Origin of the sequence: Alkalihalobacterium sp. APHAB7 (assembly GCF_048323755.1) — a bacterium.
In the GTDB taxonomy this organism is placed as follows: Bacteria; Bacillota; Bacilli; order Bacillales; family Bacillaceae_F; genus Alkalihalobacterium.
On the sequence record NZ_JBLWFS010000013.1, the window covers coordinates 36,307 to 61,704 of the forward strand.

The 25,398-nt window shown below is 36.2% G+C and carries 15 protein-coding genes and 1 pseudogene; 4 read left to right on the forward strand and 12 right to left on the reverse strand.

The features are described 5' to 3' along the window. The first annotated feature begins 15 nt into the window (after positions 1-15). Positions 16-213: a cold-shock protein gene (locus tag ACNSTQ_RS13765; RefSeq protein WP_216828527.1), complete on the forward strand. Its 198-nt coding sequence runs from the start codon at positions 16-18 to the stop codon at positions 211-213. Positions 214-395: 182 nt separating this feature from the next. Here ACNSTQ_RS13765 and ACNSTQ_RS13770 read toward each other — a convergent pair whose 3' ends face one another. The 9 genes and pseudogenes from ACNSTQ_RS13770 to brxC form a co-directional block, all read right to left on the reverse strand. Next, entirely contained in the window at positions 396-1,769 is a 1,374-nt protein-coding gene (locus tag ACNSTQ_RS13770) for a YjiH family protein (RefSeq protein ID WP_418200453.1), read from the reverse strand. Positions 1,770-1,832: 63 nt separating this feature from the next. After that, positions 1,833-2,741, reverse strand: a pseudogene (gene rocF / locus ACNSTQ_RS13775) (arginase). A gap of 311 nt (positions 2,742-3,052) precedes the next feature. After that, complete coding sequence (locus ACNSTQ_RS13780) at positions 3,053-4,978, reverse strand: ATP-dependent DNA helicase (protein WP_418200393.1); 1,926 nt, start codon at positions 4,976-4,978, stop codon at positions 3,053-3,055. 482 nt (positions 4,979-5,460) lie between these two features. Further along, the gene (locus tag ACNSTQ_RS13785) at positions 5,461-6,771 is read right to left on the reverse strand and encodes a protoglobin domain-containing protein (protein WP_418200394.1); all 1,311 of its coding nucleotides are present in this window, start codon (positions 6,769-6,771) and stop codon (positions 5,461-5,463) included. A 77-nt stretch (positions 6,772-6,848) separates the two neighbouring features. Further along, the gene (locus ACNSTQ_RS13790; RefSeq protein WP_418200454.1) at positions 6,849-8,543 is read right to left on the reverse strand and encodes an EAL domain-containing protein; all 1,695 of its coding nucleotides are present in this window, start codon (positions 8,541-8,543) and stop codon (positions 6,849-6,851) included. 474 nt (positions 8,544-9,017) lie between these two features. Next, positions 9,018-10,067, reverse strand: a complete 1,050-nt coding sequence (locus tag ACNSTQ_RS13795) for a diguanylate cyclase (RefSeq protein ID WP_418200395.1) — start codon at positions 10,065-10,067, stop codon at positions 9,018-9,020. Between the two features lie 290 nt (positions 10,068-10,357). Then, positions 10,358-13,015 (reverse strand): PAS domain S-box protein, encoded by a 2,658-nt coding sequence (locus ACNSTQ_RS13800; RefSeq protein WP_418200396.1) that lies wholly within the window; start codon positions 13,013-13,015, stop codon positions 10,358-10,360. 258 nt (positions 13,016-13,273) lie between these two features. Next, positions 13,274-16,789 carry a BREX-1 system adenine-specific DNA-methyltransferase PglX gene (gene pglX, locus ACNSTQ_RS13805; protein ID WP_418200397.1) on the reverse strand — a complete coding sequence of 1,172 codons (3,516 nt, stop codon included), beginning with the start codon at positions 16,787-16,789 and terminating at the stop codon, positions 13,274-13,276. A gap of 19 nt (positions 16,790-16,808) precedes the next feature. Then, positions 16,809-20,378 carry a BREX system P-loop protein BrxC gene (gene brxC / locus ACNSTQ_RS13810; RefSeq protein WP_418200398.1) on the reverse strand — a complete coding sequence of 1,190 codons (3,570 nt, stop codon included), beginning with the start codon at positions 20,376-20,378 and terminating at the stop codon, positions 16,809-16,811. Positions 20,379-20,543: 165 nt separating this feature from the next. On the opposite strand from brxC, the gene ACNSTQ_RS13815 reads away from it, so the two are divergent. Together ACNSTQ_RS13815 and ACNSTQ_RS13820 are read left to right on the forward strand one after the other, a co-directional pair. Continuing rightward, the gene (locus ACNSTQ_RS13815) at positions 20,544-20,786 is read left to right on the forward strand and encodes an MEDS domain-containing protein (RefSeq protein ID WP_418200399.1); all 243 of its coding nucleotides are present in this window, start codon (positions 20,544-20,546) and stop codon (positions 20,784-20,786) included. Continuing rightward, positions 20,773-21,075, forward strand: a complete 303-nt coding sequence (locus ACNSTQ_RS13820) for a sensor histidine kinase (RefSeq protein ID WP_418200400.1) — start codon at positions 20,773-20,775, stop codon at positions 21,073-21,075. The genes ACNSTQ_RS13815 and ACNSTQ_RS13820 overlap by 14 nt, the downstream gene beginning before the upstream one ends. A gap of 157 nt (positions 21,076-21,232) precedes the next feature. Here the strand turns inward: ACNSTQ_RS13820 and ACNSTQ_RS13825 are convergent, their stop codons facing one another. The 3 genes from ACNSTQ_RS13825 to ACNSTQ_RS13835 form a co-directional block, all read right to left on the reverse strand. Then, the gene (locus ACNSTQ_RS13825) at positions 21,233-22,648 is read right to left on the reverse strand and encodes an MATE family efflux transporter (protein WP_418200401.1); all 1,416 of its coding nucleotides are present in this window, start codon (positions 22,646-22,648) and stop codon (positions 21,233-21,235) included. Positions 22,649-22,685: 37 nt separating this feature from the next. Beyond that, positions 22,686-23,114, reverse strand: coding sequence for a MarR family winged helix-turn-helix transcriptional regulator (locus ACNSTQ_RS13830; protein WP_418200402.1), 429 nt, complete (start codon positions 23,112-23,114; stop codon positions 22,686-22,688). 417 nt (positions 23,115-23,531) lie between these two features. Beyond that, positions 23,532-24,284 (reverse strand): phosphoglycolate phosphatase, encoded by a 753-nt coding sequence (locus tag ACNSTQ_RS13835; protein WP_418200403.1) that lies wholly within the window; start codon positions 24,282-24,284, stop codon positions 23,532-23,534. Positions 24,285-24,638: 354 nt separating this feature from the next. Between ACNSTQ_RS13835 and ACNSTQ_RS13840 the strand changes: the two genes are divergently transcribed. Continuing rightward, a complete protein-coding gene (locus tag ACNSTQ_RS13840; RefSeq protein ID WP_418200404.1) occupies positions 24,639-25,319 on the forward strand; it encodes a hypothetical protein in 681 nt (226 codons plus the stop codon). Positions 25,320-25,398 lie beyond the last annotated feature (79 nt).

Below are 25,398 nucleotides of genomic sequence, written 5' to 3' on the forward strand. Positions count from 1 at the left end.
TGGAGGCATTTACACATGGCAGAAGGAAAAGTTAAATGGTTTAATGCAGAAAAAGGCTTTGGATTTATCGAAGTTGAGGGTGGCGACGATGTATTCGTACACTTCTCAGCAATTCAAGGTGATGGATTTAAATCATTAGAAGAAGGTCAAACTGTAACGTTTGATATCGAACAAGGCGCTCGTGGACCACAAGCTGCCAACGTTCAAAAATAAGTAAAGTAGGACTCCATTTTGGGGTCCTTTTCCTATTCTCAAGGTTTGAGGATAAAGAATCGTTTTAGGTGCTCTAATTTTTTGAAATGATATCGGGGATGTCATGTGTCATCCTGCAAATAAACAAAAGAAGGCTGATTCATCGTTTAACGAATGATACAGCCTTTTGTTATACAAGAATATTAAAAAATAAGATGTGCAATTAATACAATAATAGGAAGTGTAATTAATGTTCTCTCAATAAAAATAATGAGCAAATCGCTGAATTTAACAGGTATTTTCGACGCAAGTAGTAATCCTCCTATTTCAGACATGAAAATTAGCTGTGTGACTGAAACACAGGCAATAACAAAGCGAGTAAATTCACTTTCAATACCACTTCCGATCACCGCTGGTAAAAACATATCCGCAAAACCGATAACCATCGTTTGCGCTGCTTGTGCAGCTTCAGGTACTTGCATTAAATTTAGTAAAGGTACAAATGGCGCACCGAGAATTGCAAATAATGTTGTGTATTCAGCAATAATTACAGCAATCGTCCCGAATGCCATAACGACTGGAAGAACGCCAAACCACATATCGAGAACGTTCTTAACTCCACCTTTAGCATGAACTGAAAAATAATTCGTACTAGACGTCGCCCTTTGGACTGCTTTTTTCAATGCAAGAGCAAATAGATTTTGACCTTTTAATTCACTATCTTCTATACGTTGTTGATTTACTACGTAATACGTATCTGGTTTTCGCGATAACGGCGGGATTCTCGGAATAATAACGGCCGCAATAAAACCAGCGATCGCAATGGTGAAGTAATACTGTAAAAATAAATACTCTAACTCCATATAAGCTAATATGACAATACTAAACGTAATGGAAACGACTGAAAATGTCGTTCCAATTACTGCTGCTTCCCTCTTCGTATAAAAGCCTTCTTCGTATTGTTTATTGGTTAACAATACACCAATTGTCCCGTCCCCCATCCATGAAGCTAAGCAGTCAATGGATGAACGTCCTGGAAGTGTAAAAACAGGTCTCATTATTTTATTGAATAAGATTCCAAAAAACTCTAACAATCCAAAATTTAAAAGTAGCGGTAAAAAAAGCCCCGCAAATAAGAATACCGTAAACAGCAAAGGTATTAAGACAAATAAAAGTAATCCCCCTGTGTCTTCAGACCAAACCCATTGTGGACCGAGCTCGAACAATGTCATCGCCGCTAAAATAAATCCAATCACCCGAATGACAAACCATGTTGGATGTACATCAAACAAAGCTTTCAGCAGTTCACTTTTCATTAACTTTTTCGGTTTAAATATTGTTATCCAACCCGTTATAAGTGCTACAAAGAATAGGATAAGCGTTACTAATGCGGGGAGTACGCCGACTAACAGCCCTTCTAGTTCTTTCGCTAAAAATGCAACTGGGATCGTAATTGCTGCGTCTTCTCCAAATGGTAAAGGTGTCATAAAAAGAAATATACCGAGCAATGAAGGTATTATAAAAAGCAAATAACCTTTTAACGGCAAGGGTTTTGCTGTTGGTTTCTTCTTCTGCATTCCATTGTCACTAGATGTCAATACTAGCACCTCCTGATGTATAAAAATAAGGTCGAACTAATATTATAATAGTCTTTTGCCGAGAAGGGAAGTGATTAATGCAACGGCTACGTCACCTGTTTTATTTTTTATATCTAAAATAGGATTAACTTCCACAAATTCTGCGGATGTTATTAAATTTGATTCAGCTAACATTTCAAGCGCAAGATGACTTTCACGATAGGAAATCCCGCCGATAACAGGTGTCCCTACACCTGGTGCATCTGTCGGGTCAATTCCATCGAGATCGAGACTCAAATGCACACCGTCCGTTCTTTCAGATAAATATTCTATGGTTTCTTCCATGACTTTTGTCATGCCGAGGCGATCAATTTCATGCATCGTATATACTTTTATACCTTTTTCTCTAATTAGGGCTCTTTCGCCTTCATCAATAGACCTTGCTCCAATAATAACAATGTTCTCTGGTTTGATTTTTGGACAATATCCACCTATAGTAGTTAGTGACGGATGCCCGATCCCTAAATTAACAGCAAGTGGCATACCGTGTATATTTCCAGATGGAGATGTATCCGCTGTATTTAAATCAGCATGTGCATCATACCAAATGACACCGAGATTTTGCTAACGCTTACTTAAACCAACAATAGAACCGATACTCATACTATGATCCCCGCCTAATAACAGTGGAAAGCTTCCTTCTTCTTGGATTTTTTCTACTTCTTTTTGAAGCTCTTCACTCACTCGAATGACTTCATGTAAATTCGTCAAGTTCACGGGAACCGTTTCTTTAACTCGTGACCTGTCAATTTGCAAATCCCCGTAATCTCTTACTTCATAGCCAATCTGTTCAACTTCTTCTATTAAACCTGCATACCTTAATGCACTTGGCCCCATATCAACGCCACGACGTTTTTGTCCTAAATCCATGGGTACTCCGATAATAGATATTTTTTTAAATGTTGTGTTCATAAAAAGGTTCACCTCTCCCAGTTATTTAGCTCTTTCTATATCACACTGCAAAAACCGTGCCAACTTCCCTAATGTTCTGATTATGCATAAAACTATGAATATAGAATAAACTTTGTCTTACACATAATATACATCAATGTATAATTTTGCGCATTGCAAAAAAATCGATCAGGTCCACGCAAAAATAATTTGCATTTTAAGGAGTTTATACTTTCAATAAAGGTTGAAAGATTCAAAAACAGCTGCACTTTTCGTAGATGCAACTGCTTTTGTCGTTATTCAGGTTAATGATTTACAAGTATTGTCGATTATTATTCCCACGTAAGTTCAACAGGAAGTACTTTCTTAATTTCTTCAAAATGTGATTGTTTTTGTTCCTCAGTCATCCATAAGTGTACATTACCGTGGTCTTCACGGCTGCGAATGAGGCGCCCTATTCCTTGACGAAGACGAAGTAACATATAAGGAGTATCAATTTCTTGCATTGGATCTTCAACATGCTTTCGTTTTGCTTGGAAAACAGGGTCATGTGGTGGAAACGGTAATGACGAAATAATGACTTGTGTTAAAGATTCACCTGGAACGTCCAAACCTTCCCATAAGTGATATGCACAAAGTACAGTTGAAGGGTTTTGTTGAAAATGACGTACAGACATACTTATCTCCTGGTCTCCTTCAAAAACGATATCAAAGCTCCATGATTGTTGGTCAGACCATTTTCGGAAACGATCCATCTCTTCTACAGATGTAAAAAGTACGAGTGAGTGGCCATCATTATTTGTTAATGCTGTTCCAATCTTTTCCCACTTCATCTTTTCGCTTTCTTCGATATGACCCGTTAGTTTCATTTGACTTTCATAATCGAATGGTGACGCAACTGTAAATGAAGAGTAGTTCGTTATTCCCAAGCTGTTTGCGATATAAGAAAAGTCACCGGTCTTCGATAATGTAGCCGATGAAAAGATAAATGGAATGCCTTGAGAAAATACTTCTTTCTCTAAGATATCTTCTACAAGGCGTGGCATAATGACGAATGACGTTTCAAACTCACTTTCTTCCAACCAAAAAATTCCTTCGCCTTCTTTTAATAAAGTCGTTAACCCATAAGAGAAAAACTCTAAATATTCTTCAATGATCTTGACATGATAACCTTCAAGCGTGAATAATTCAGAGTCAAACACGAGTTGTTCTAACAATTCTTGGACATACCGGTCCATCTTTGTAGCTAAATCGAGCATCACTTTTGAGCGAGGTACATCAAGTCGGTACGAACCTTCTACTGTTTTAGCTGAATCTCGTAAAATATCAAACCATTCGTCGTGTAATGCTAAAATTTCTTCAATTAGTATAAGTGACTCTTCACGAACATTTTGATTCATATAGGCAGTTAATACTGTCGTTAATGTTTCCGAATGAAAGCGATAAGTTAGAGCTTTTTGCGCAGAAAACTCAAGCAAGTGCCCTTCATCAAACACGACACAACTTGCCTCAGGTAACAGCGGAAGTTGCCCTTCGCGCTTTCGCGATTCCTTTGTCCACACGTGCTCCATGTAAAAGTCATGGGAACAAATAATTAAATCGGTCGACTCACGGTAATAGTTACGATGAAGTGTTTGGCCACAGCGGTGACGCCACTCACAGGTTGAGCATTGTTGCAATGGATCCCAGCCTACTTGCTCCCATTTCGGATTCGACAGCCAAGGATAGTCTTTCCGATCACCGTAACGGTCAAATAAAGCCATTGAAGAACTTGTATCGTAAACGAAGCTTGGGATTTCCTCGTGAACACGCAATATATCTTCATCTTCAGTACGATTTGCAAGTGGATCTAACTTTTTCATACAAACGTATTGTTCACGTGACTTTGCTAAACGAACATCAATTTTAAGACCGAGCGCCTTTTCTAACTTTTCAATGTCCCCACCCTTTTTTACAAGTTGTTCAATAAGGGTTTCATCGGCACAGGAAATAATTGCTGGTTTTCTCATATATCTTGCGTAGCAAATCGAATATAACAAATATACAAATGTTTTCCCTGTCCCTACACCTGCTTCAGCAAAACTAACACTTTTATTTTTGAAAGCTTGTTCAATTTGGAAGGCCATATAAATTTGTTCATCTCGTAATTCATATCCTTGTTCGGGTAAGATATCATAAAAAACATCACCGACATAGTCTCCAAGGCGGTCGAAGAATAATTCAGTTTTTGAAATTGAAAATGGAAGCTTTTGTGTCATGCTTAATCTCCGTTCTAAATAATAAATAGTATGTATGTTTAAAGTTGCATTTTTCTGTTTCTTTGTTACAATTGCACTTGTTTTTACAATATGAACAAGTCCACCAACAATAGACTTAAAGTCATAAAAGAAGACCAACATCTATCATACCGGAACGTGTAATCACTTGTAAATGAGTAACAGAAAATCCTTAAAAATAATCGGTTAAACGATTATTAATAAAGCCTGATTTCGTAAACTTTGTTGCTTTTTGACCGTTTTTGGAAAATAAAATACCTTTTCGAGACAAATTCATTTATCTGAACGGCTATTTTATTTAAAACCTTCACGCACAGCGTGAAGAGCCAAGCATCCGCTTGGCTTCGGTCCAAAAGCAAGGAGCAACAATCTTTGAGAAAAGAGACTTAATAAAAGACATCGCATTCACTTCCCTTAAGAAATGGACACGATGTCTATAATTTACGCCTATGGTACGGTTAATATTATAATGAGTTTGTGATATTCGTTAGTTTATCAGACGCAACCGCTACTTGTTCAGCTGCTCCATTAATGTCTTTGAAAATAGTAGTTAACTGTTGCATTTCATCAGCAATTAGAAGATTTTGTTTTTTCATATGAACCATTGACTGCACAATTTCATCAAAAAATTCGCTAGTCATATTGGACTCCGCTGTCCCTTTATTAATTTGCCCCGTATTGTTAGTTATCGATTTTGACATATTGGCTGTATATTGATTAATTTCACTTACTAGGACAGAAACTCCCGATACGGCATTCTTCGTATCTTCCGCTAATTTTCGAACTTCATTAGCAACGACGGCAAATCCTTTTCCTTGCTCACCTGCGCGAGCTGCTTCAATCGCAGCATTTAATGCAAGCAGGTTGGTCTGATCAGCGATGGATGTAACCATTCTTGAAATTTCCTCAATTTTTTTTGACGCTGTCATTAAGTCATTCATTTCGATGGCAATCGTTTTCATATTCTCTTCAGTTACAGTGATGACTTTGACGAGATATTCCAATCGACTTTTTCCATCTTTAGATTTTTCTTCTGTTGAGATCGCAATTTGTGAGCTTGCTTCAGTGAGATCATTAATTTCATTTGTTTTGGCGGTCATCTCTTGTAAAGAAGAGCTCGTTTCTTCGCTAATGGCGGCCAATTCTTGGGCACTCGAACTGACTAGCATTTGCATTTCCTTCTTTTGTAAGGCTACTTCGTTCCGAATACGTTCATTTTCAAGCTCATAAGCTTCTAACACAATTTGCTGCTCTAAATTAAGGATTTTTGTAATTGCCATAATAACTTCGCTGTTTTCTTTGACATCATGTACATGATCACTAACGATATTAACTAAAGATTGTAGTAGATCTTGGAAGGCACACATATACCATTTAGGGTCTAAACCGATACGAACATGTACATGTGCAATTATATTTCGTTGCTGGATAAAAGAGTCATCAATTTTCCCACTGAACATTTCATAAATATGTTTATGAAGCGTCTTTTTTAACCGATCGACATGACTATGGTCGTTAATTATACGCATAAGTGATTGTTCTTTGCCTAAATTATTATAGAATTGTTCTACAATAAGATCCAAATGTTCCTTAATAACAGGTTGTATAGCACGAATGATCGTTAAGTCCCTCGTTGTTAAATTGATCATTTCAATTTGTTTTATTATGTCTTTGTTTCGATCTATTTTAATGTATACTTCAGAATTATGTTGAGTTAACTTTTCAAATATATTCTGTGTCCTATCTATCTTTTTGACTGTAAATAAGTTTCTCATACATCCCCCAAATTTAAATAATTATTTTATTCTAAGTGTGCTAAACGAGTCTTGGATTCATTCACGACTCATACACCTTAATTTCTAGATAAGTACTCATCTAGGTCTTTTTCAGGTAATGGTTTACTGAAAAAGTAACCTTGAACATCATCACAGTCTTTCATTTTTAGTAGTTCGTATTGTTCCTCTGTTTCAACGCCTTCAGCAATAGCGGTAAGGTCTAAACTATGACATACAGAAATGATTGCTTCAATTAGTGTTAGATCAAAATTGCTTTCTTTCATATCCCAAATAAATGACTTGTCGATCTTAACGGTATCGATTGGAAGTTCTTTTAGATAATTCAAAGAAGAATATCCGGTACCAAAGTCATCAATGGCAAGTTTAACACCCATATTTTTTAGAGCTGTCAGCACTCTGATTGTAAATTCTTTATGTTTCATCGCGACGGTTTCAGTAATTTCAAGCTCAAGATAATGGGCAGGCAAATCCACTGTTGTAAGTATATCGTTAACATTTTTTACAAAGTCATCTTGTAGTAATTGAACCATCGATACGTTAACAGACACTCGAATTTTTATATTTTGATCGAGTAACATTTTAGCTTTTTCACAAGCTGTACGAAGAACCCATTCCCCAATCGGAACGATCAAACCTGTTTTTTCAGCAATTGGTATAAAGTTCACAGGTGAAACGATACCTAGCGTAGGATGTTTCCAGCGAATGAGTGCTTCAACTCCATACGTATGACCCGAATGAATATTTACTTTAGGTTGATAAAATAAACTAAGTTCTTTTTGTTCTATCGCTTTTCTTAATCCGTTTTCAAGTTCTAGCGTTTCAATGACTTCTAATTGCTGTTGTTCTTCATAAAAAAGAAATTGATTACCACCATTTTGTTTCGCTTTATACATTGAGATATCTGCTTGTTTCAATAACTCTTCTGCATGAATACTTTGATGAGGATAGAGGCTTATACCAATACTCGTTGATATAAAAATTTCTTGTTGTTCCACTATAAAAGGTGTAGAAAACAGCTTTAATAGTGCAGTAGCACCTCGTTCTACTTCATCAACGTGTTCATATGGAACAATAAATATAAATTCATCGCCGCCTTGTCGGGAAACAACTACTTGATTTTCGATTAAATCCTTTAATCGGTCAGCCACCTTTTTTAGGAGAATGTCACCAAAAGAATGTCCGTATGTATCATTAATCAGTTTAAAGCGGTCAAAATCGAGAAACATAACGGCAAGCTGGTCATGATCCTTCATCTTTTCGGATAAGGTTAGATTAAAGCTTAAGCGGTTTGGTAATTCTGTTAACGAATCAAAGTGCGCTAATCGTCGATAGTCCTCTTGGCTGAGACGAAGGTCTTCTTCAATCTTTTTCCGAGCACTAATATCATTACGAATACCTACATACTGGTAAGGCTTTCCTTCCCCATCTAAAAACGGAACAATCGTCGTATCGACCCAATATAACGTTCCATCTTTTGCTTTATTTTGAATCTCCCCTTGCCAGATCTCACCTTTTTGAATGGTTTCCCACATCTCTTTGAAAAAACCTTTTGAATGGTAACCCGAGTTAATTATTCGGTGTGTTGAACCAATCAGTTCTTCTTTTTCATATTGAGAGATGACGCAAAATTTTTCATTTACGTATGTGATTACGCCTTTAACATCCGTAACCACTAAGATCGATGATTTATCAAGAGCATATTTTATATCTGATAGCTCTTTGTGTATTTCATCATAAGCAGGTATTAGCATCCTCTCCACAAAATCCCCCCCACTAGTAGTTGGTACCTATAATTAATTATGTCTATTTTTTATACTTATGTAATTTTTTGTAGTTTTCTTTAGTACATTAGTATGATAGCAATATTGTTTTTAAGGAACAATCATTTTTTCTTCTTCATATAGTTGATTGAATGATTTAATAAGAATCTTTTTGATCTTTTTGGTCATATAAACCTAAGACTTTTTACCTATTAGGGTATATAAGAGGTAACGATAGTATCACAAACATTTGCCACTTGCTATTTATCATTCTCTAAACCTTTGTAATTAGGTATTTTGAACTGTTTTTGGGTTATATAATGAAATCAGCGTTAGCGTGCTGCTTTTAAACATAATACAACTTTGCATTTTTAGGAGTTTTTTACCAAAAAAAGACTAAGACCATGATAGGATCTTAGTCTTCTTTAGTCGCAGAAAGTGAAGAGAAGGATTAATTTTTCGATCTTATGATACTAACTGGTCGCGACCATTTTCTTTAGCAAGATATAATTTATCATCTGCAACCTTAACAGCATGACGAACTTCAGAATGATCCTCCAATCTTGCTAGTCCCATAGAAACTGTGATCTTAAGCATTTTATCATCTATCGAAAATTCTGCTTTACGAATGTCTTTTTGGATATTTTCAAGAATTTTAGTTACTTCATCAAAGCTGTAACTCTCAATATAAATGATAAATTCTTCCCCACCATATCTAGCAACGGTTATATTATCATACTTTTTTAGAATTGAAGATAATTGGACCAGTATAGCATCTCCTGCTTGATGTCCGTATGTATCATTGAACTGTTTAAAATGATCAATATCGACCATAGCTATATAAGGTTGGGATGAGGATGCACTCTTCCTTCCTTCGACAATGTTGAAAAACTTATTTTTATTTAACAGCTGGGTTAATTGGTCGTGCGTTGCTAAAAATTCTAACTGTTGCTTCAATGCATCTCTTTTGTGTTCTAGTAAAATAAACGAATAGAGTATAAATGAAGCTCCAATAAATGAGCCATATCGAATAAAGAAAATGCTTTTAAAAACCTCTAATCCATTTGGCATGATGAATACAATTGGGAAATCAGAAATAAACCAACAAACTGTAACAATTAGTACCTTTGGGAGGATATTTGTATGTACATCACTTCTCTTATAGAAAGCTAGAGCGAAAAGAGTCGGTAAGACCAAACCAAAGATAATTCCAGGCAGGGCCCCGTCCCCCCCCATAAAAAATCGCCACATAGAAACAATGATTAATACAGGAAGTGTTACTTTCCAACCTCTCAATAAAGCTAAAAAGATTAGGGGGATTAGCCTTAAGTCTAGGCGATATTCACCAAATTGTATGGGTAAATAAAACATGGAAATAACGGCACCAGAAAAAATGATAACGACACTGATAGACACTAGATGTGGTCTTAACCGGTCTTTATAATTCATTAAAGTACTCATCACGAGATGAGTTAATAAGATGATAGCTAAGTTAGATAAGATCGATTGGAACATAGTTTACTCCTTTTAATCGTGCTTGCAACTTATTTGTCTTGTAACTTTAAGACTTTAAGAGATAAGTAAATTCGTTAGTAAAATTTTAAGGCAATCTAGTTACTTATACCCATAATATATTAATCTATTTTCCATATTTTTTCAATAATCCACTATTCTTTTGTATGAAGCAAATGTTGAGTATTAATTTAATCCCCAAACAAAAAAAAGACCAAGGGGCAGGTTTAATCTACTACCATTTGGTCATAAGAACTAATTAGCATTAGCAAGTATATCGTATTACTCTCTTGCTATAGCTCCTTAGAAATTGGTAAATGTATGTTAATTGTCGTTCCTTCTCCAAGTTCACTTTCAATTTCAATTAATCCATTATGTTCTTCAATGATTTTAAAACAAACCATAAGCCCTAATCCTGTGCCATGATCTTTACTTGAGTAAAATGGCTCACCGAGTCTTTCAATTTTTTCTTTAGGGATGCCACAACCTTGGTCAGTAACGTCGATTTTAACGTGGGGACCACTGTTTTTCATTTTAATTTCAAGTTTTCCACCTGTTGGCATGGATTCGATGGCATTTTTCAAAATATTAATTAACACTTGTTTAATTTTATGTTCATTACAAAAGATTGCCTTTATACCTGGATCTATATAACATTCGATTTCGATTTGATTTAATAAGGCTTCTGTATCGATGATAGCTAATGTATCTTTTAATATTTGAACTGGATCTTTTTCTAAGAAAAGGTTGGCTTGAGGTTTAGCTAAAGATAAAAACTCGGTCACAATCACTTCGATCCGTTCTAATTCAGATAACATTAAATCAGCATACTCTTTTTTTATTCGGTCACTAAAGAGCTGGATAAATCCTTTAATCGATGTAAGTGGATTTCGTATTTCATGTGCGACAGCAGCTGACAACTGACCGATGACAGATAGTTTGTCCGATCTTTTTAATAGTTCATCTGTTCTTTTCCGGTCACTTATATCTCTTGAAACCGATGTGAAGCCAATCAAGTTACCTGTACCATCTCGTAATGGAGAATACGTAATACTAACGTCAATAATGGAACCATCTTTCTTTTTTCTTTTCGTTTCAATTCCGATAATATCTTTGCCTTCTTTTATGTTAGCAATAATTTCTTCCATTTCTTCACGTTGTTCTTCAGGAAGGACAGGGTATTTTTCACCGATGATTTCTTCGAGTTTCCAACCGTAAATACTTTCAATGGCTGGGTTGACATGTAGTACTTCCCCTTCTAATGACAGGGTACCAATGCAATCCGCGCTATGATAGATTAAAGATTCCAAAAATTCTTTCGTTTGCTTTAGGTTTTCCTGTGACTTTATTTTCTCTGTTATGTCCTCTACGATTCCATATACTCCAATTACGTTTTCCTTAACGATAATCGGTACATTTGTGACTTTTATATATACAATTCTACCGGTTTTATGTCTAATGGTTGTTTCAAATTCTTGGGATTTACCTGTGAGTGATTTATTAAAGAGTTCTTTTATTCTTTCAACATCACTTTGATCTAAAATTTGATAATAGTTACCTTTTATCTCCGTAAACTCATACCCTAAAATCTGTTCAAGTGAACGATTGCAGCTCGTCATTTCTCCGTTTAAATCGATAATACAAATACCGTTCGGGTTATGATCAAACAACGATTTAAATTGTTGTTCGTTTCTTTCTAACAGTTCCTCGGTTTTCTTTCGTTCGGTTATATCGCGTCCAATAACAACTATACCCTTATTGAGTATACGGTCCTCACTTATAAGAGGTACTTTAATGATGTCGTATACTAACTCTTCACCATTAGTTTGCGGGAATTTTAGCTCCCTTCTTACAGGTGAATTACGCTCCAATACTAGTTGGTCGGTTTCTTCTACTTGAGAAAGGAAATATTGATATTGTTGATATAAAGGCTTTGTTTCGTCACCAATTTGACTAAATTGAAAAGTTGGAAGTTTTTCTTTTGCTGTTTGATTTCCTTCAAGCCAACGACCTTTCTCATCTTTAAAGATGATTAAATCTGGCATAATATCCATAACGAACTTAAAGCGTTTTTCTGTTTCATGAAGTAATCTTTTTTCTCCCTCTCTTCTTTCTATAGCTAATCCTACTAATTTAGCACAGGTCTCAATCATTTCTAATTCTAGGACTGTTGGTCTAGATGGAAATGGATGGTAGATGGCAAAACAACCAACTACCTCTTCATCGATTAATATAGGAATGGACCAACATGAGCGTAAGCCATAGTTTACAGTATGCTCTCGAAACTCATCCCATAGTGGATCTGTTAAGATGTCTGGAGTAATCACGTTTTTTTTCCGAATTATCGCTGTCCCACAGGAACCTTTCTCACGTATTTCCTCACCCAAAAATGGATCTGCAAATTCTTTTGGTAGGTTTGGTGCAACCATTTGACTAAATCGTTTTTCTTGATTTATTAGCAGGATGGATGAATATGTTTTTCTGACAAAGTAGGTCTCAACCATTAGCGATAAACGACCTAATATATTATGCAATGATTCGCGCTTAACAATCATATTGAGCATCGTTTGATTTAAGTCTAACAGTAAATCACGTTGCTTTTGCTTCGTAATATCTTCTAATGTGATTAAAATAAGGTTTGCCTCATTTTCCGTGTAAAAACGACAATGCAGTTTCAACCAATGTTTATGTAAAGTTTTTACTTCGAGCAATCGGGAAGATTGTTCCATTTCATGTAAATGATTAGTAGAATGATGAATGAGTTCATGATAACGGTCTTGAATAAATTCATAAAATGAAGTGCTTCCTAAACTCTTGCCTTTATTTAAAATGTCATTTGCCAAATCATTTGCACTCACTATAAAACCATCGATCGTAATCGCAATAATTGGTATTGGACTATGGTTACAAAAATGAGTAATATTTTCATACGATCTTTCTAGTTGCTCCATAAAATTTTTCCTCCAATTCCCAGACTTCATCACCCTATATAGAATCCAATAAATTACAGATCATTTGCTTATATTTTATTATAAAATGATTTCCTATTAAACTCTTTTATAATATTCTAGTAGATTCTCTTAAGATAATAGAAATAAAGTTATTTATAATGACCTATACCCAAATTCTAACAGAATAAAACCAAGTATAAAACCAGGCACCTTGATCCTTTCGTACTTTAAAGGGATCAAGGTGCCTGGTACCTAAAATTAAAATTTTACGTTTGCTAATACGTTCATTCTTGTCCCAGGTTTATTGTCTGCTTGAACGATCTTAATGTTCTGGAATTGCATATAGTTTTTCTTTACCCCAGCTGATAAGTCAATCATTATACATTTATTTGCGATGTGAGCAATGACTTGATCATAATGCTGTGTTTCGATTAGTTGCTTTTCGAGTGTGTCTATTCTTTTGTTCGCTATTGTTTTCTCACGAGCTGAAATGTCTTCACTCAAAAAGGTGTTCAATCGCACCAACTCTGCTTCGTAATTTCGTTGCACCAGATGAAGATACTCAGTGCGAACGCGAGCAACAAGCCCCTCATCATATCTGTGCATATAAATAAGTGCCTTGAACCCATTTTGTTTACCGCTGTCAAATTGCCAATAGATCGGACGTTTTTTATAAAAATGCAAATGGTCCTTATAGAAGTCTTTGATAAAGTATCGTCGAATCGCTTGTCTTGGAGACTCTGTTGCTTTTTTATTGAGTGCATTTGCAATCCATTCGAGGTTTTCTTCGAGTTGCTCTTCACCAAACGTTACTTGAAGAAAATTAACAAAACGCGTGATGATATCGTCATCATAATACTCCTCATCTGTAATTGGAATAACGTTATCTTTTTCCGCATTAAACGTCTCATAACAGCTCGGCTTTAACGTTCCTCCTGCAAAAACAAGGCCCTCTTCATCCAATGAATATCTTCCGAACATACAACCGACTGCAAAGGAGATGAAGGATTTTACATCACGTTCACGCTCAGCAATTCGAATAGAGAGTTCATCTTCCTTTACCGCTGAAGAATATTCCCCTTCTAGACGATACAACTGAATGAACATTTCGTTTAACTGTTCTTCGTTTGCTTTCAAACGCTCAAATTGTGCAGTCTTATAATTTCCCCAGTTTGTAAATGTTTCTTCAAGTGTACTTCGATTGTGTAGTAAGAATGGATGTTTTTTAAAATCAACTGATGTCTCAAACGAATCCCAATCTTCTTTTACCATTCGGATGTTCTCTCGGACGATTGCTATGACTTGCTCCTTCATATCATCAGGTGGACTGACGAACGGAACGCGCACAACGTCATTTAATTTAACGTGCAATCCTGAATTTAATAATTTAAAGACTTCATTTGCAACAACGGAATTTAATAACCCTAATAGGTAGAGTCGATCGTCTTCGTTCTCTATTAACAAAGCTGGTCCTGCCATATCAAAAAGGGTATCGCTCGATAGCACTCGCGCATTAAACGCACGTGTCGTTAAATCGGTATAGGTAATTCCGTCCTTAAACCAATATTCTTGGTTTAATAAGTTTGACGTCGGATTTTCCCGGTAAAATGCTTTTGCTTCATCTGACCAATCAATAATTGTCTCTAAGTTCCCATACCATTTTCTTAAACGTCCACCTTTTGCATATAAAAACCAACGCTTGTTCATATCTTCTTGATTCACTTCCCAAACAAACCGTAGAAAACGGTCATTGTTTGCAGTCTTGTTTCCTGAACCAACATTGTCAATAACCGAGTCAATCGACGGGTACATTTTAAAATTTTCAAGCATCGTTTTATTTGTCCAATAAGCAAAAGGATACTTTGGAATTCCTTTAAATTCTTCGACTTTTTTAATAAACCAATTATCTGTATCCAACAGTTCTTGTTCTTTTTCTACGGTGCCAAACGAAACGAGATTAATAAAACAACTAGTAAAATCCTCAATTGGTGTATTGCGAGTGATATATGAAGTAGTTTGAACAACTTCGCCGCCGATTTCTTCAAACGCACGTGCACCGAGATGGACCATCGAAACGATCGATTGAGTATCCATTAAAAACAATCGAACTCGTTCGTAGCTGCTTAAGAACATCCAGGAGTGTTGATTGATGGTCGCAATATAGCTTGCATTTGTTCCTAATTCGTGCATTTGTTCCATGAAAACAGTGAAAAGATCATTAGAGTATTCATTGTAATGCTTTTCAATGTATCTCTTAACATTAGGATTCATATTTCCTATTCCCATATAAGGCGGATTTGTTATAACAACATCGTATTTCCTCGTTAGTAATTTGGCTTGTTGTAGCAACGGCGGAATTGTTTCTAAGATGAGATCTCGATATTGTGCTTCAAATAAATTAGTTGAGTCATTCGTTCGGATCTCTTCTAGTCGTTGCTCGACTGCAGTGAGTTGGAGGTTTTCTAGTTTTAGAATTGAACCGTATTCTTTTGCATCATGGAAACTAGCGATGAAATGGCTTAAATCGATTTGAATTGTTGCATCCATTTCAACATTAGTTGCGTCAATAAAATAGTCAACCGCCTCACTGGGAATACCATTACTTTCTTGGATGGAGCATACGTTCACTTGAATTGCATCTTTAAACAAGCGTCGGTTATAGCTTCTCGCTTTCATCATGAGCGCAAAATAGGCTAACTGTGCAGCACGGTCATCAATGTCCAGCCCGTATAAATTGTTTTCAAGAATCAACTTTGGAATTTCACGAGGAGAATAACCTGCCTTTACATAGATGTCATAAAGAACATCAAAGGCGTACACGAGAATATGACCTGAACCCATACAAGGATCTAACACCTTAATTTCTTCAGGCTTTAATTCGGTAGGTTTCAAGCTGTCCAGTTGAGCTTGAACGTGAGCATCTTGTTTAGTTTCTTCTATATAATAGTTCCAGGTTCCTTTCAATTCTTCGTTTGATTGTGCGTCTAACCATAAACGCCCAACTGAATTTTCAACCATATATTGGACGATCCATTTCGGTGTAAAAAGCTGAGTGGCTGCTGGAATGTTTTCTTTCGTGACTTTTTGCTTTTTCTTTAATCCAGCAAACACTTCATCTTTCTTTTCAGAAATGTAAAATTGGTATAACCAACCGATGATTTCAACTTGATCTTTCCAATCTTCTTCAGGAATTAAGCTAACGAGAAGTTGGAGGACGGAATCATCCTGCAATAAATTGTGTGGCAATAACAGTTCGGTATAATCGTTAATCTTTTCAAACATAATCGGTAAAATTGTATGTAATGCGTTGCATTGCTTAATAAGTAAGTATTTAAACAACCCTTCTCTGTCGTTTGCATCTTGAAGACGATATAGCCTATCCAAGTTAATGTCTAGATTGATGTTTTGTGCTTCTGCTAAAATGTCCGGCTCTGATTTCCAGGGCTGTTCTGAGGAAAGGACCCTCACACCTGTTGGCAAGTAATCATTCACTTCCATAAAACGAAGGGCTATCAAACGGTTAAACCACGTATAAGCTACCTCTTCAATAATTTGCTCGTAGCCTTTTTCTTTTATTTTTTCAATAAGCTCTTCTCGTTGCTTTAGTTCAAAAAAGGGGAAAATTCTTTGATTGACGCGGAAGCCTCCTTCAAAGACTTCCGCTTCTTTGATCTCGCCTGGAGTTATTCCAAGTTCATACGCTTTTTGTTCGATATCAATAACCAGCTGAGTTCGGGCTTGGACAGCGAATTTTCGAATAGCAGATTTATTCATATAATTCTCCTTCTCATCCTTAAATTAACCGAATGATTGAATCTTCTTTTAATTCTTTTTTGAGGCGCTCACGCAGCTGTTCAAGCAGATTGTCAATCTCTTGTTCATTTTCAATCGTTGTTGTTTCCCTCAAGAGATTCGACATGCTTACATTTAGAGTCGTTTTCGGTTTAAACTCCGGGTTGGGTTTGTCCAATTTTACTGTTTTTCCAGACGGTATTGTTAGTGTAAATCGTGCTTCTTGTGACTGTATTTGTTTCGCTTCTTTTGCATAAATTTCATTAAATGAGCGAAGCTTTAATCGGTCGCATTCTTCTTTCATGGCAATGGCTTCATAAAAGTTGTTCACTGTTTCTAATCGGTGTGATAAATCATCAAAGCGCTCTTTAACGATCGGTAAAAGTTCGTCTTGAAATGGCTTTGTAGAAAGTTCTTTAATAACTCTTTCATAATCCGCCTTAATCACTTCCCGCACAGGACCACACTCTCGTTCTAATAATTCCGTGAATTTTTCAACAAACTGTTTGATTAAAACTGGTAATCGATAAATGTTGCCGTACGGGTTCGCTTGCTGAACAATTATTTTCATGTCTCTAATTGTTTTTGTGATCTTGTCGTCCATAACGTAAGATCGATTTTTCTCGAAAAGTTCAATTTTTTCAAGTGCATCGTCAAAAATGGGTTGTTGTTCTTCAAAGAAATGGTTTATATCTTTTCTATCATCAACATAATCTAGAATATCTTCTTTTAATTGAAAGGACATTTTGAACCATGTGAGCGTGTCAGTAATTGCTAGCAGTTCTTTAAAAGTACGCTGTGCTTCTAGTAAAAGGTCTTTTCCTGGATAAGGCTGTTTGTCATAGCGAGCTAAATACCTTTTAATAACTGAATCAAGCTCTTTTTCTACTATTGAATTAAAATATCTTCGCAAACGCTCTTCGTCTGCAGGGAGCGCAGCCTCACCTGTTAACTCTTTAGATAGATTTTTAATATTGTTTATATATTTCGCCGCTATTTTCTCTCGTTCATTTATGACCGTTCGCTCAATGTAATCTCGTTTTGTTAAGTAATTTAGAACATCTTTATCCTCTAGCTGGATCTGCTGTTCGTCTAAAAGTAATTTAATTTCTTGTGATTTAAACAACTTAATGACAGAAGCGACGATATCATATTCAAGCCAACCGTATGGAATGTTGGAAAAGAACGTTAGGACATTCTTCATAGTAATCGGAAGATCTCGCTGGCTATTTCTCCTAATATAAGCATTTAATTCAGCTAGTGCTAGCTTATTCGGATCTTCATCAATAAAAGATAGTTGTTCGTTTGTCCTTTCCAATAATGAGGATAAATCTTTTAATGAATTTGTATGTTGTATCATTTGGTTAAGCTTATGATAAAGGGCCTCAATCAGAACTTTGATCGCTTCATTTATTCGCTCTTCAGGTTTTTTTGATTTCACTTTAAACACTTGATTATTTACATAGAGGTTAGCCTCTTTTAGTCCTTCAATTAAAAGTGTTTTGACTCGTTTCTTCCTTTCTGTTGACTCGTTTCTTTTTTTCAACTTAATTTCGTCAATGGTTGGTGTTGTTGCCGTTCCGCCCGCTTTCCTTAAATAAACATCTATCTTTTTCGCTTGGTCCATTTCTTCGAACAACGTCGTATCTGGTGGAAGTTTAATAATTAAATTATTTTCACGCATTGACATCGATTTGAGTTCCGCATCGTGAATTGCGTTTAACCCTTCAAAGTATGGAGTTATAATCTTCACACCAAACAGATGACCTTGTTGATGTAAGGCAAGATCATCAATATATGTGTTAAACGGAAAATGATAGCGAGTTGAATAACGAAACTTTTTCTCATTATAGATATCTTCAAAGATTAAGTGCCCGATTTCCCGTGTCGTTTCAGAAAAATCAATAGGTATGCTTTTAATTTCACGATTGACATTTTGTTCATCATTCGTTAGAAAAATGTACTCTTCGCCGTTTTTCTGTATAAATGTTTCGCCGATGAGTCGTTGCAAGGAACTATGAATATTCTTCATTTTTTCGACTTTATCCTCATCGATATTTTCCACAAGCAACGTTGTGATGTTTTCAATATTTGCTGGTATTTCTTTTACGTATTTAACTAAAAACAAGAGTTGCAAAACTTCAACATCTTCGTCTGTTAAACGGATATTTTGTTTCGCTTGAGCAATCACCGAGCGAATATTCGCATCAAGGAAAGCTTCAATCGTTTCATAAAAAGCGGAAAACGGGACGAGTGTTCCTACTTCATCCGAAGCATGGGCAATAACAGACTCCTGAAAAGCACTTAATAAGGAACGCTCTCCTTCAGATAAGCTTTTTCCTGCAGCACCGTGAACACGTACTCCAGTGAATACTTTTTGTAATAAGTTAAATTGATAAGGAACAAATGGATATACATTAATAAAATCGATTTCATCAGCGAACGATTTCATTTCAGGTGTATCTTTAAACGTTATTAAATTATTAATGATTGAGCGCTTATGCGGATATAACAATTGCAATGTTTGCTTTGCTGTCTCATTTTTTTCAAGTATCCGTTTACGAATGACTTCATCAACATTTGCACTCGATAAACTTAGTCTTGTGTTAAAGCGACCTTGTATTTTAGAAAAATCATCGCCTTTTACTTTCGTAATCGAATCGATTTCTTGTTGGCTCGTTACTAACACCCAGCACTTTCCGCCGCAATAAACTCCTAATTGCTCCACTACGGTCTGAAGGTTCAACATGAGTTGAGTGTCGTCGCCAATGTATTGACCCATTTCATCAACGAGGAATAGCACCTGATGATTGGTAGCTTGGCTTTCTATATATTCATTGACGCGTTGAGCGAATTTTTCAATACTTAAACTATAATTATCTTCAGCCTTGTTGTACCAATGTCTCGCTGCCTCTTCACTCATTTTTGTTGTTTTGGCTAACGCTTCAACAATCGCATCTTCTACGTAGTAAAAGTTTTCACGAGATTGTTCCCATGTCGAGCCTGAGATTGATTCGAATGTGGACTTAAAAGTCTCATACACGTTTTCTTTCACTAATTGTCGCTCTAAATCAGCAACCCACGGAACGGAACCACAAAGGCCTTCCATTTCATTAAATGCTTTATTAAATACTCTTAAAATAGAGTCCTTATTTAGTTTGGAGTCAGAATCTGACTTGGCATCAATATTAAAAAGGATCACATCGTTCGTGAATTTGGAAACGTCTTTCATGTTTTCTAAAAGCTTTGCATCATAAATTTTATCTTCAAAAAAAGATAGTGCCTCTCTATCTTTTATTTCTTTATTAGCTAAAAGGTACGATAATATTTTCAGAAAGTGCGATTTACCAGAACCAAAAAATCCCGAAATCCAAACACCCATTTTATCCGTATGGCCTAGTACTCCACTTTTGTATGCCTCAAAAAATTCTTCAAAGTGTTCAGATAGCTCATTTGTAACAACATACTCATCCAATTCTTGATAGACGTTGGTTTCATCATCTTGACCAACTTTAATGACACCTTTTATATCCCGGTCAATCGGCTTTTGAAACATATCTTTAATGTGCATAAACATCCCCCTCGCCCTCTCATTTTACACTTATTCATAATGTCGGTAAATGCAAAAGGAGTCCTTGTCGGAATGTGAAATTGAATTTACAAAGGTAGTCTATTAAGCCAATAATTGTTATATAAGGATATAAATGATATGATTAGTAGATTAAAGGAGGTTTTCATGAGTATAGCTACAAAAACCATAGCGCTAACAGAGAATATGCAAGTGAATGAAGGTTCACACATTCTCTATTTTTACCAGTCTGAACAATTATATTTAGACAACCTCGTTTCATTTATTGTTAATGCTATTGATTTAAATCAACATGCAATTGTTATCGAAACACCGAAGCGTTTTGAGTCCGTCTTACAAAAGTTAACTGACCAAATAAGTAAAGATCAATACGAAATTGATCATCTCTAACCTATTAAGTAATGCCATTAAATACAGCTTTGAGGACAGTACGATTTACCTAAATAGTTTTATTGAAAACGACAGGCTCGTCCTCGATATTATTGATCAAGGCATCGGGATTTCACCTGATAACTTGGAAAAGCTCTTTCAAAAATATCATAAATTAAATGAAGAAGAAGCGGGTCAAGGGATCGGCTTATTTATGGTTTATAAACTGGTTAATCATTTTAAAGGTGACATTACAGTTGAAAGTGAATTAGGAAAAGGTACTTCAGTCCGCCTCATGTTCCCAATTTAGTCATTACATATATCCTACCCATAACCGCACTAAGCTTTCTCATTATAAGGATAGTATGCTTATTGCAATTCACTATATATGGCTATTAAGATTAATTAATCATAAAGAAACCGGGTAAGACATGAGTTTGCCTTACCCGGTTATACAACGGATCTGCTTAGTTACTGGATTGGGTCGCCTCCTTGTATTTAACGGCCTCTTGTTGACTACTTTCGTCACTGCTTCCTTCATTGGAGAGAAACGTCCCACGATGGCGGTACAATAGATACCCAGCTAATAAGAAAGAGAAGAAGTCTGCAATCGGAAATGCTAACCAAACACCTGTTGTACCGATAAAGTGTGGCAAAATTAATACGAGTGGAATTAAGAAAAGAAATTGTCTTGATAAAGATAAGATTAACGCAAGTTTTGCTTTCCCTAGCGCTTGATATAGTCCACTACTAATGATTTGAATTCCAATTAAAAACACTGCTGCAAACATCACTCTCATCGATTCTACTCCTGCTTCAATTACCGCCTGATCTGAAGTGAATATAGACATTAGGAATGATGGGAAAAACATGACGATAAGAAATACAGCAACCGACATTATCGTCGTAATCTTCAGGCTGAGCAAGACCGTCTCTCGTAACCGCGCAAAATTCTTGGCTCCATAGTTATAACCGACAATTGGCTGCATCCCCTGCATAATTCCTGCCATTGGCATAAAGGACATCATAATAATTCGTTGAATGATTCCGAATACCCCAACGTAGAATTCACCGCCAAAACGGATAAGCATGGCATTGATTGATATCATCATCAAGCTTCCTGCTGCCTGTTGGACAAATGCAGGAAGGCCAACGAGGGTAATTTCCTTTACGAGTGCGAGCTTTAATTTAAAATCGGCTATCGTTAACGATAACGTACTCTTACCAGATAGAAAATATTGAATGACCATAACACTTGTAACCACTTGAGAAATAACGGTCGCATAAGCCGCCCCACGAACGCCCATGTTCAATCCGAAAATAAAAATGGCATCGAGAATGATATTAAGCACCGAAGGAATAATCATCGCCATCATCGCAAAACGAGCATTTCCTTCTGAACGTATAATACTATTTGTTGCAAATCCAAATGTAAAAAACAATGTTGCTAATAAAATCGGGAACATGTATTCGACAGCATACGGTAAGATATCAGGTGTAGCCCCGAATAAAATGAGAACGGGTTCTAAAAAGGTAAATGCTCCGACAAACCCTAAAACACTGAGTAAGAGGATAAGCGTTAAAACATTTCCGAACACTTTGTTTGCTTCTTTTTCCTTTCTTTCGCCTAGCCTTCGCGAAATGACTGAGGCACCACCGATCCCCATTGCTGCTGAAATGGCCATCATGATCATCATGAGGGGGAATGAGATGGTTACCCCAGCAACTGCTGAAATCCCGACACCGTAGGAAATAAAGATCGTATCAATGACATTGTATAGCGCCATAACGACCATACCGATAATAGCCGGAATTGATAAGCTTTTTAATAATTTTGGAATTGGTTCTGTCCCGAGCCGTTCACTCTGGAATTTTTGTTTCATGTTGTTTGAACCTTCTTTCTATATAACTAGTAACGTATTACTTTTGTAAATTTAACGCTAATTTCTTTAACCAGATAATTAAAATCTTTTGTTCTTCTTTAGATAGGCCGTTGACCAGCTCTTCTTCTAGTCGGCCAATGTCATTCCATAACGTATCTTCTAGCACTCTACCTTTTTCAGTTAAAATGATCGTCTTGCTTCTTCTGTCACTTTCATTATCTCTTTTTTCAATAAGCTCTTTTTTTAACATCGAGTCAATGATTCCATTCATCGTCGGTGCTTTAATTAATAGTCTCTTTTGGAGCTCAGACTGAAGGAGATCACCGTGGGCATGAAGTAAATAAATTACTTTTGCTTGAGCTACTGTTAATCCATATTCACTTAGTTTTTCATTGTATAAGTTTTGCAGGAGATGGCCGACAACACCAATGTGGTAACCGACCCTCTCATCTATATTCCGTTCCAATTTTATTAGCCCCCTAACTAATTCTATTCTGTTATTTTATAAAAATTTGTAGTTTCCCGCAATGGATTTGTGTTATTTTCAAGTAAAGAACATTAGCGTCCTAACTATTCTATTTATGAAAGAATGAGGGAATCAATTCAATTGCTGATTAATAGCCGGCACCTTGAAGGATATACTAAAAGAAAAAAAGCCTTCCCCCATGAGTAAGAGGTTCAGCTTTTGAAGCGTTTCTTATAAATTATAAATGGTATTCTAATAAGCAAAAGTTTCACAAGTAATATTTATAGAGCTCACTTTACCCAATATCAGGAATTTTTGGACACAAGCTGCAGATTCGAGAAGCTCTACCTTAATCTCAGTGTATGTTCTATCTACAGGTATTGGATGACCCTTTTAAACACGTGTAGAAAATCTAATTTATAATGCCCATTTTCGTATGGCAACAGCAACACCGTCTTCTATATTGGAAGACGTGACCCAGTCAGCAGACTCTTTTACGAAGGGTTGAGCATTTCCCATCGCGACACCGATGCCTGCTTCTTTTATCATTGCTAAGTCATTAAGACTATCTCCCATTGCCATGACATTATCCATTGTAATGCCTAATCGTTCACACACTTTTTCAATCGCTTTCGCTTTATTCACACCCGCTGCATTAATTTCAAGATTCGTCGGACTAGAATTACTAATTTCAAGTGCATCGTTTTGCTTTAACTCGTTTAATATCATATCTCTTACTTGATCATCTTTAATGTCAAATCCAAACTTCATCCATTCGTGCGAAGAAAAATCATCAGGAAATTGCTCACGCCAGACGTTATCCACTGATGCAGCCCAACAGTGTGTATTATGTTTTTGCTTTAATTTGTACATATGCTCAACAAACGAAAAGTCAAGTAGCTGTCTCTCAATAAGATTTCCCTTCTCGTCCCAGATTTCACTCCCATTCACTGTTATTAGGTAGGAGCTAAGGGACAATGAATTCACAAGGTCATCGCAGGTCATTCTCGTCCGGCCTGTACTAATGACAACGTGGATCCCTTTTTGTTCCGCTTCTCTAATGGCTTTCCGGTTTTGCTCAGAAATCTCATGTTGTTTATTTAAAAGGGTTCCATCCATATCAATCGCTATTAATTTAATGTCTTTATTGCTGCTATTCAAGTTTTCCATTACTTCTCTCCTCAATATTTATTTTAGGGTTACAATATATACAAACGTGTACTATGTAATTTATTTGGAGTAACTCCTTATCGATCGTACTGATTGGAAATACTTTTCGATTGTCTTTACCCGGATTTAATTAGGGTCTCTTATTATTAGTACCTTTAATAAAACTCAAGAGATGGAATGAACATCCACACAACAACCTACAATTTTATTGTAACAAATATTTGAAGAAGAAACATGGAATTATTTACTGTAAAGGTTTCGTACGGGGATTTTATCATTTTGGGGTAAGATAATAAAAACACGCCGGTTCATTCATGGTTAGGTATTGATTCGCTGTGATGTAGGAGGTTAACGATGAGAAGGATATTGCCAGGTTCGATATTAACTTACAGCCAATATGGTCATGTGAAAATCCCCAAAGAAATAAAATGCAAATGTCCAGATTGTAGTAAAACAGCTCGCTTCTTACTTAAAGCGGATTACCAGGCAAATCGTACGGGATTGTTTTCAAAAGGAAATTGTCCAGAATGCAAATCAAGCTCTTCTTTTGTAATCATGCTCTCAGATTATCTAGATAAATCGAATGAGGACGTTGAAGTGTATATTTACGATCCTAAAACAACATTTGCTGAAGTAGAAAATCACACGAACATTCCAGACGATTTGATTCGTGCCTATCGTTCTGCACTAAACGTACATCAGTCTAAGGACCCTTCAGCGACAGCGGTTTTATCGAAGCGCGTTCTTGAAAGTGTCGTGAAAAGCTTCCTCGGTGATAAGGTAAAAGGACAGTCTTTATCCGAGCAAATCGAGCACTTACCAAAGCATCTTGATCTAAATAAACCGATCACATCATTAACAAGCCTTGTTCATCCAGAAAGCCAGTTTCATCAAATTTTAGAATTGGAACGGGACTTGGATGAAGATATGGCCAGGTTGTTAATTGAGTTACTAGAAGGGATCATTGAATATTTATATATTCTCCCGTCGAAAATTGAAACAACGCATGATCGCATTCAACAACAACTCCACTAGTTAATTCATTTACCCACTTACATATAGAAGTTGACCTTTGGACAAAGGGTCGACTTTTTTTCATTGGCTCAAGTAACCC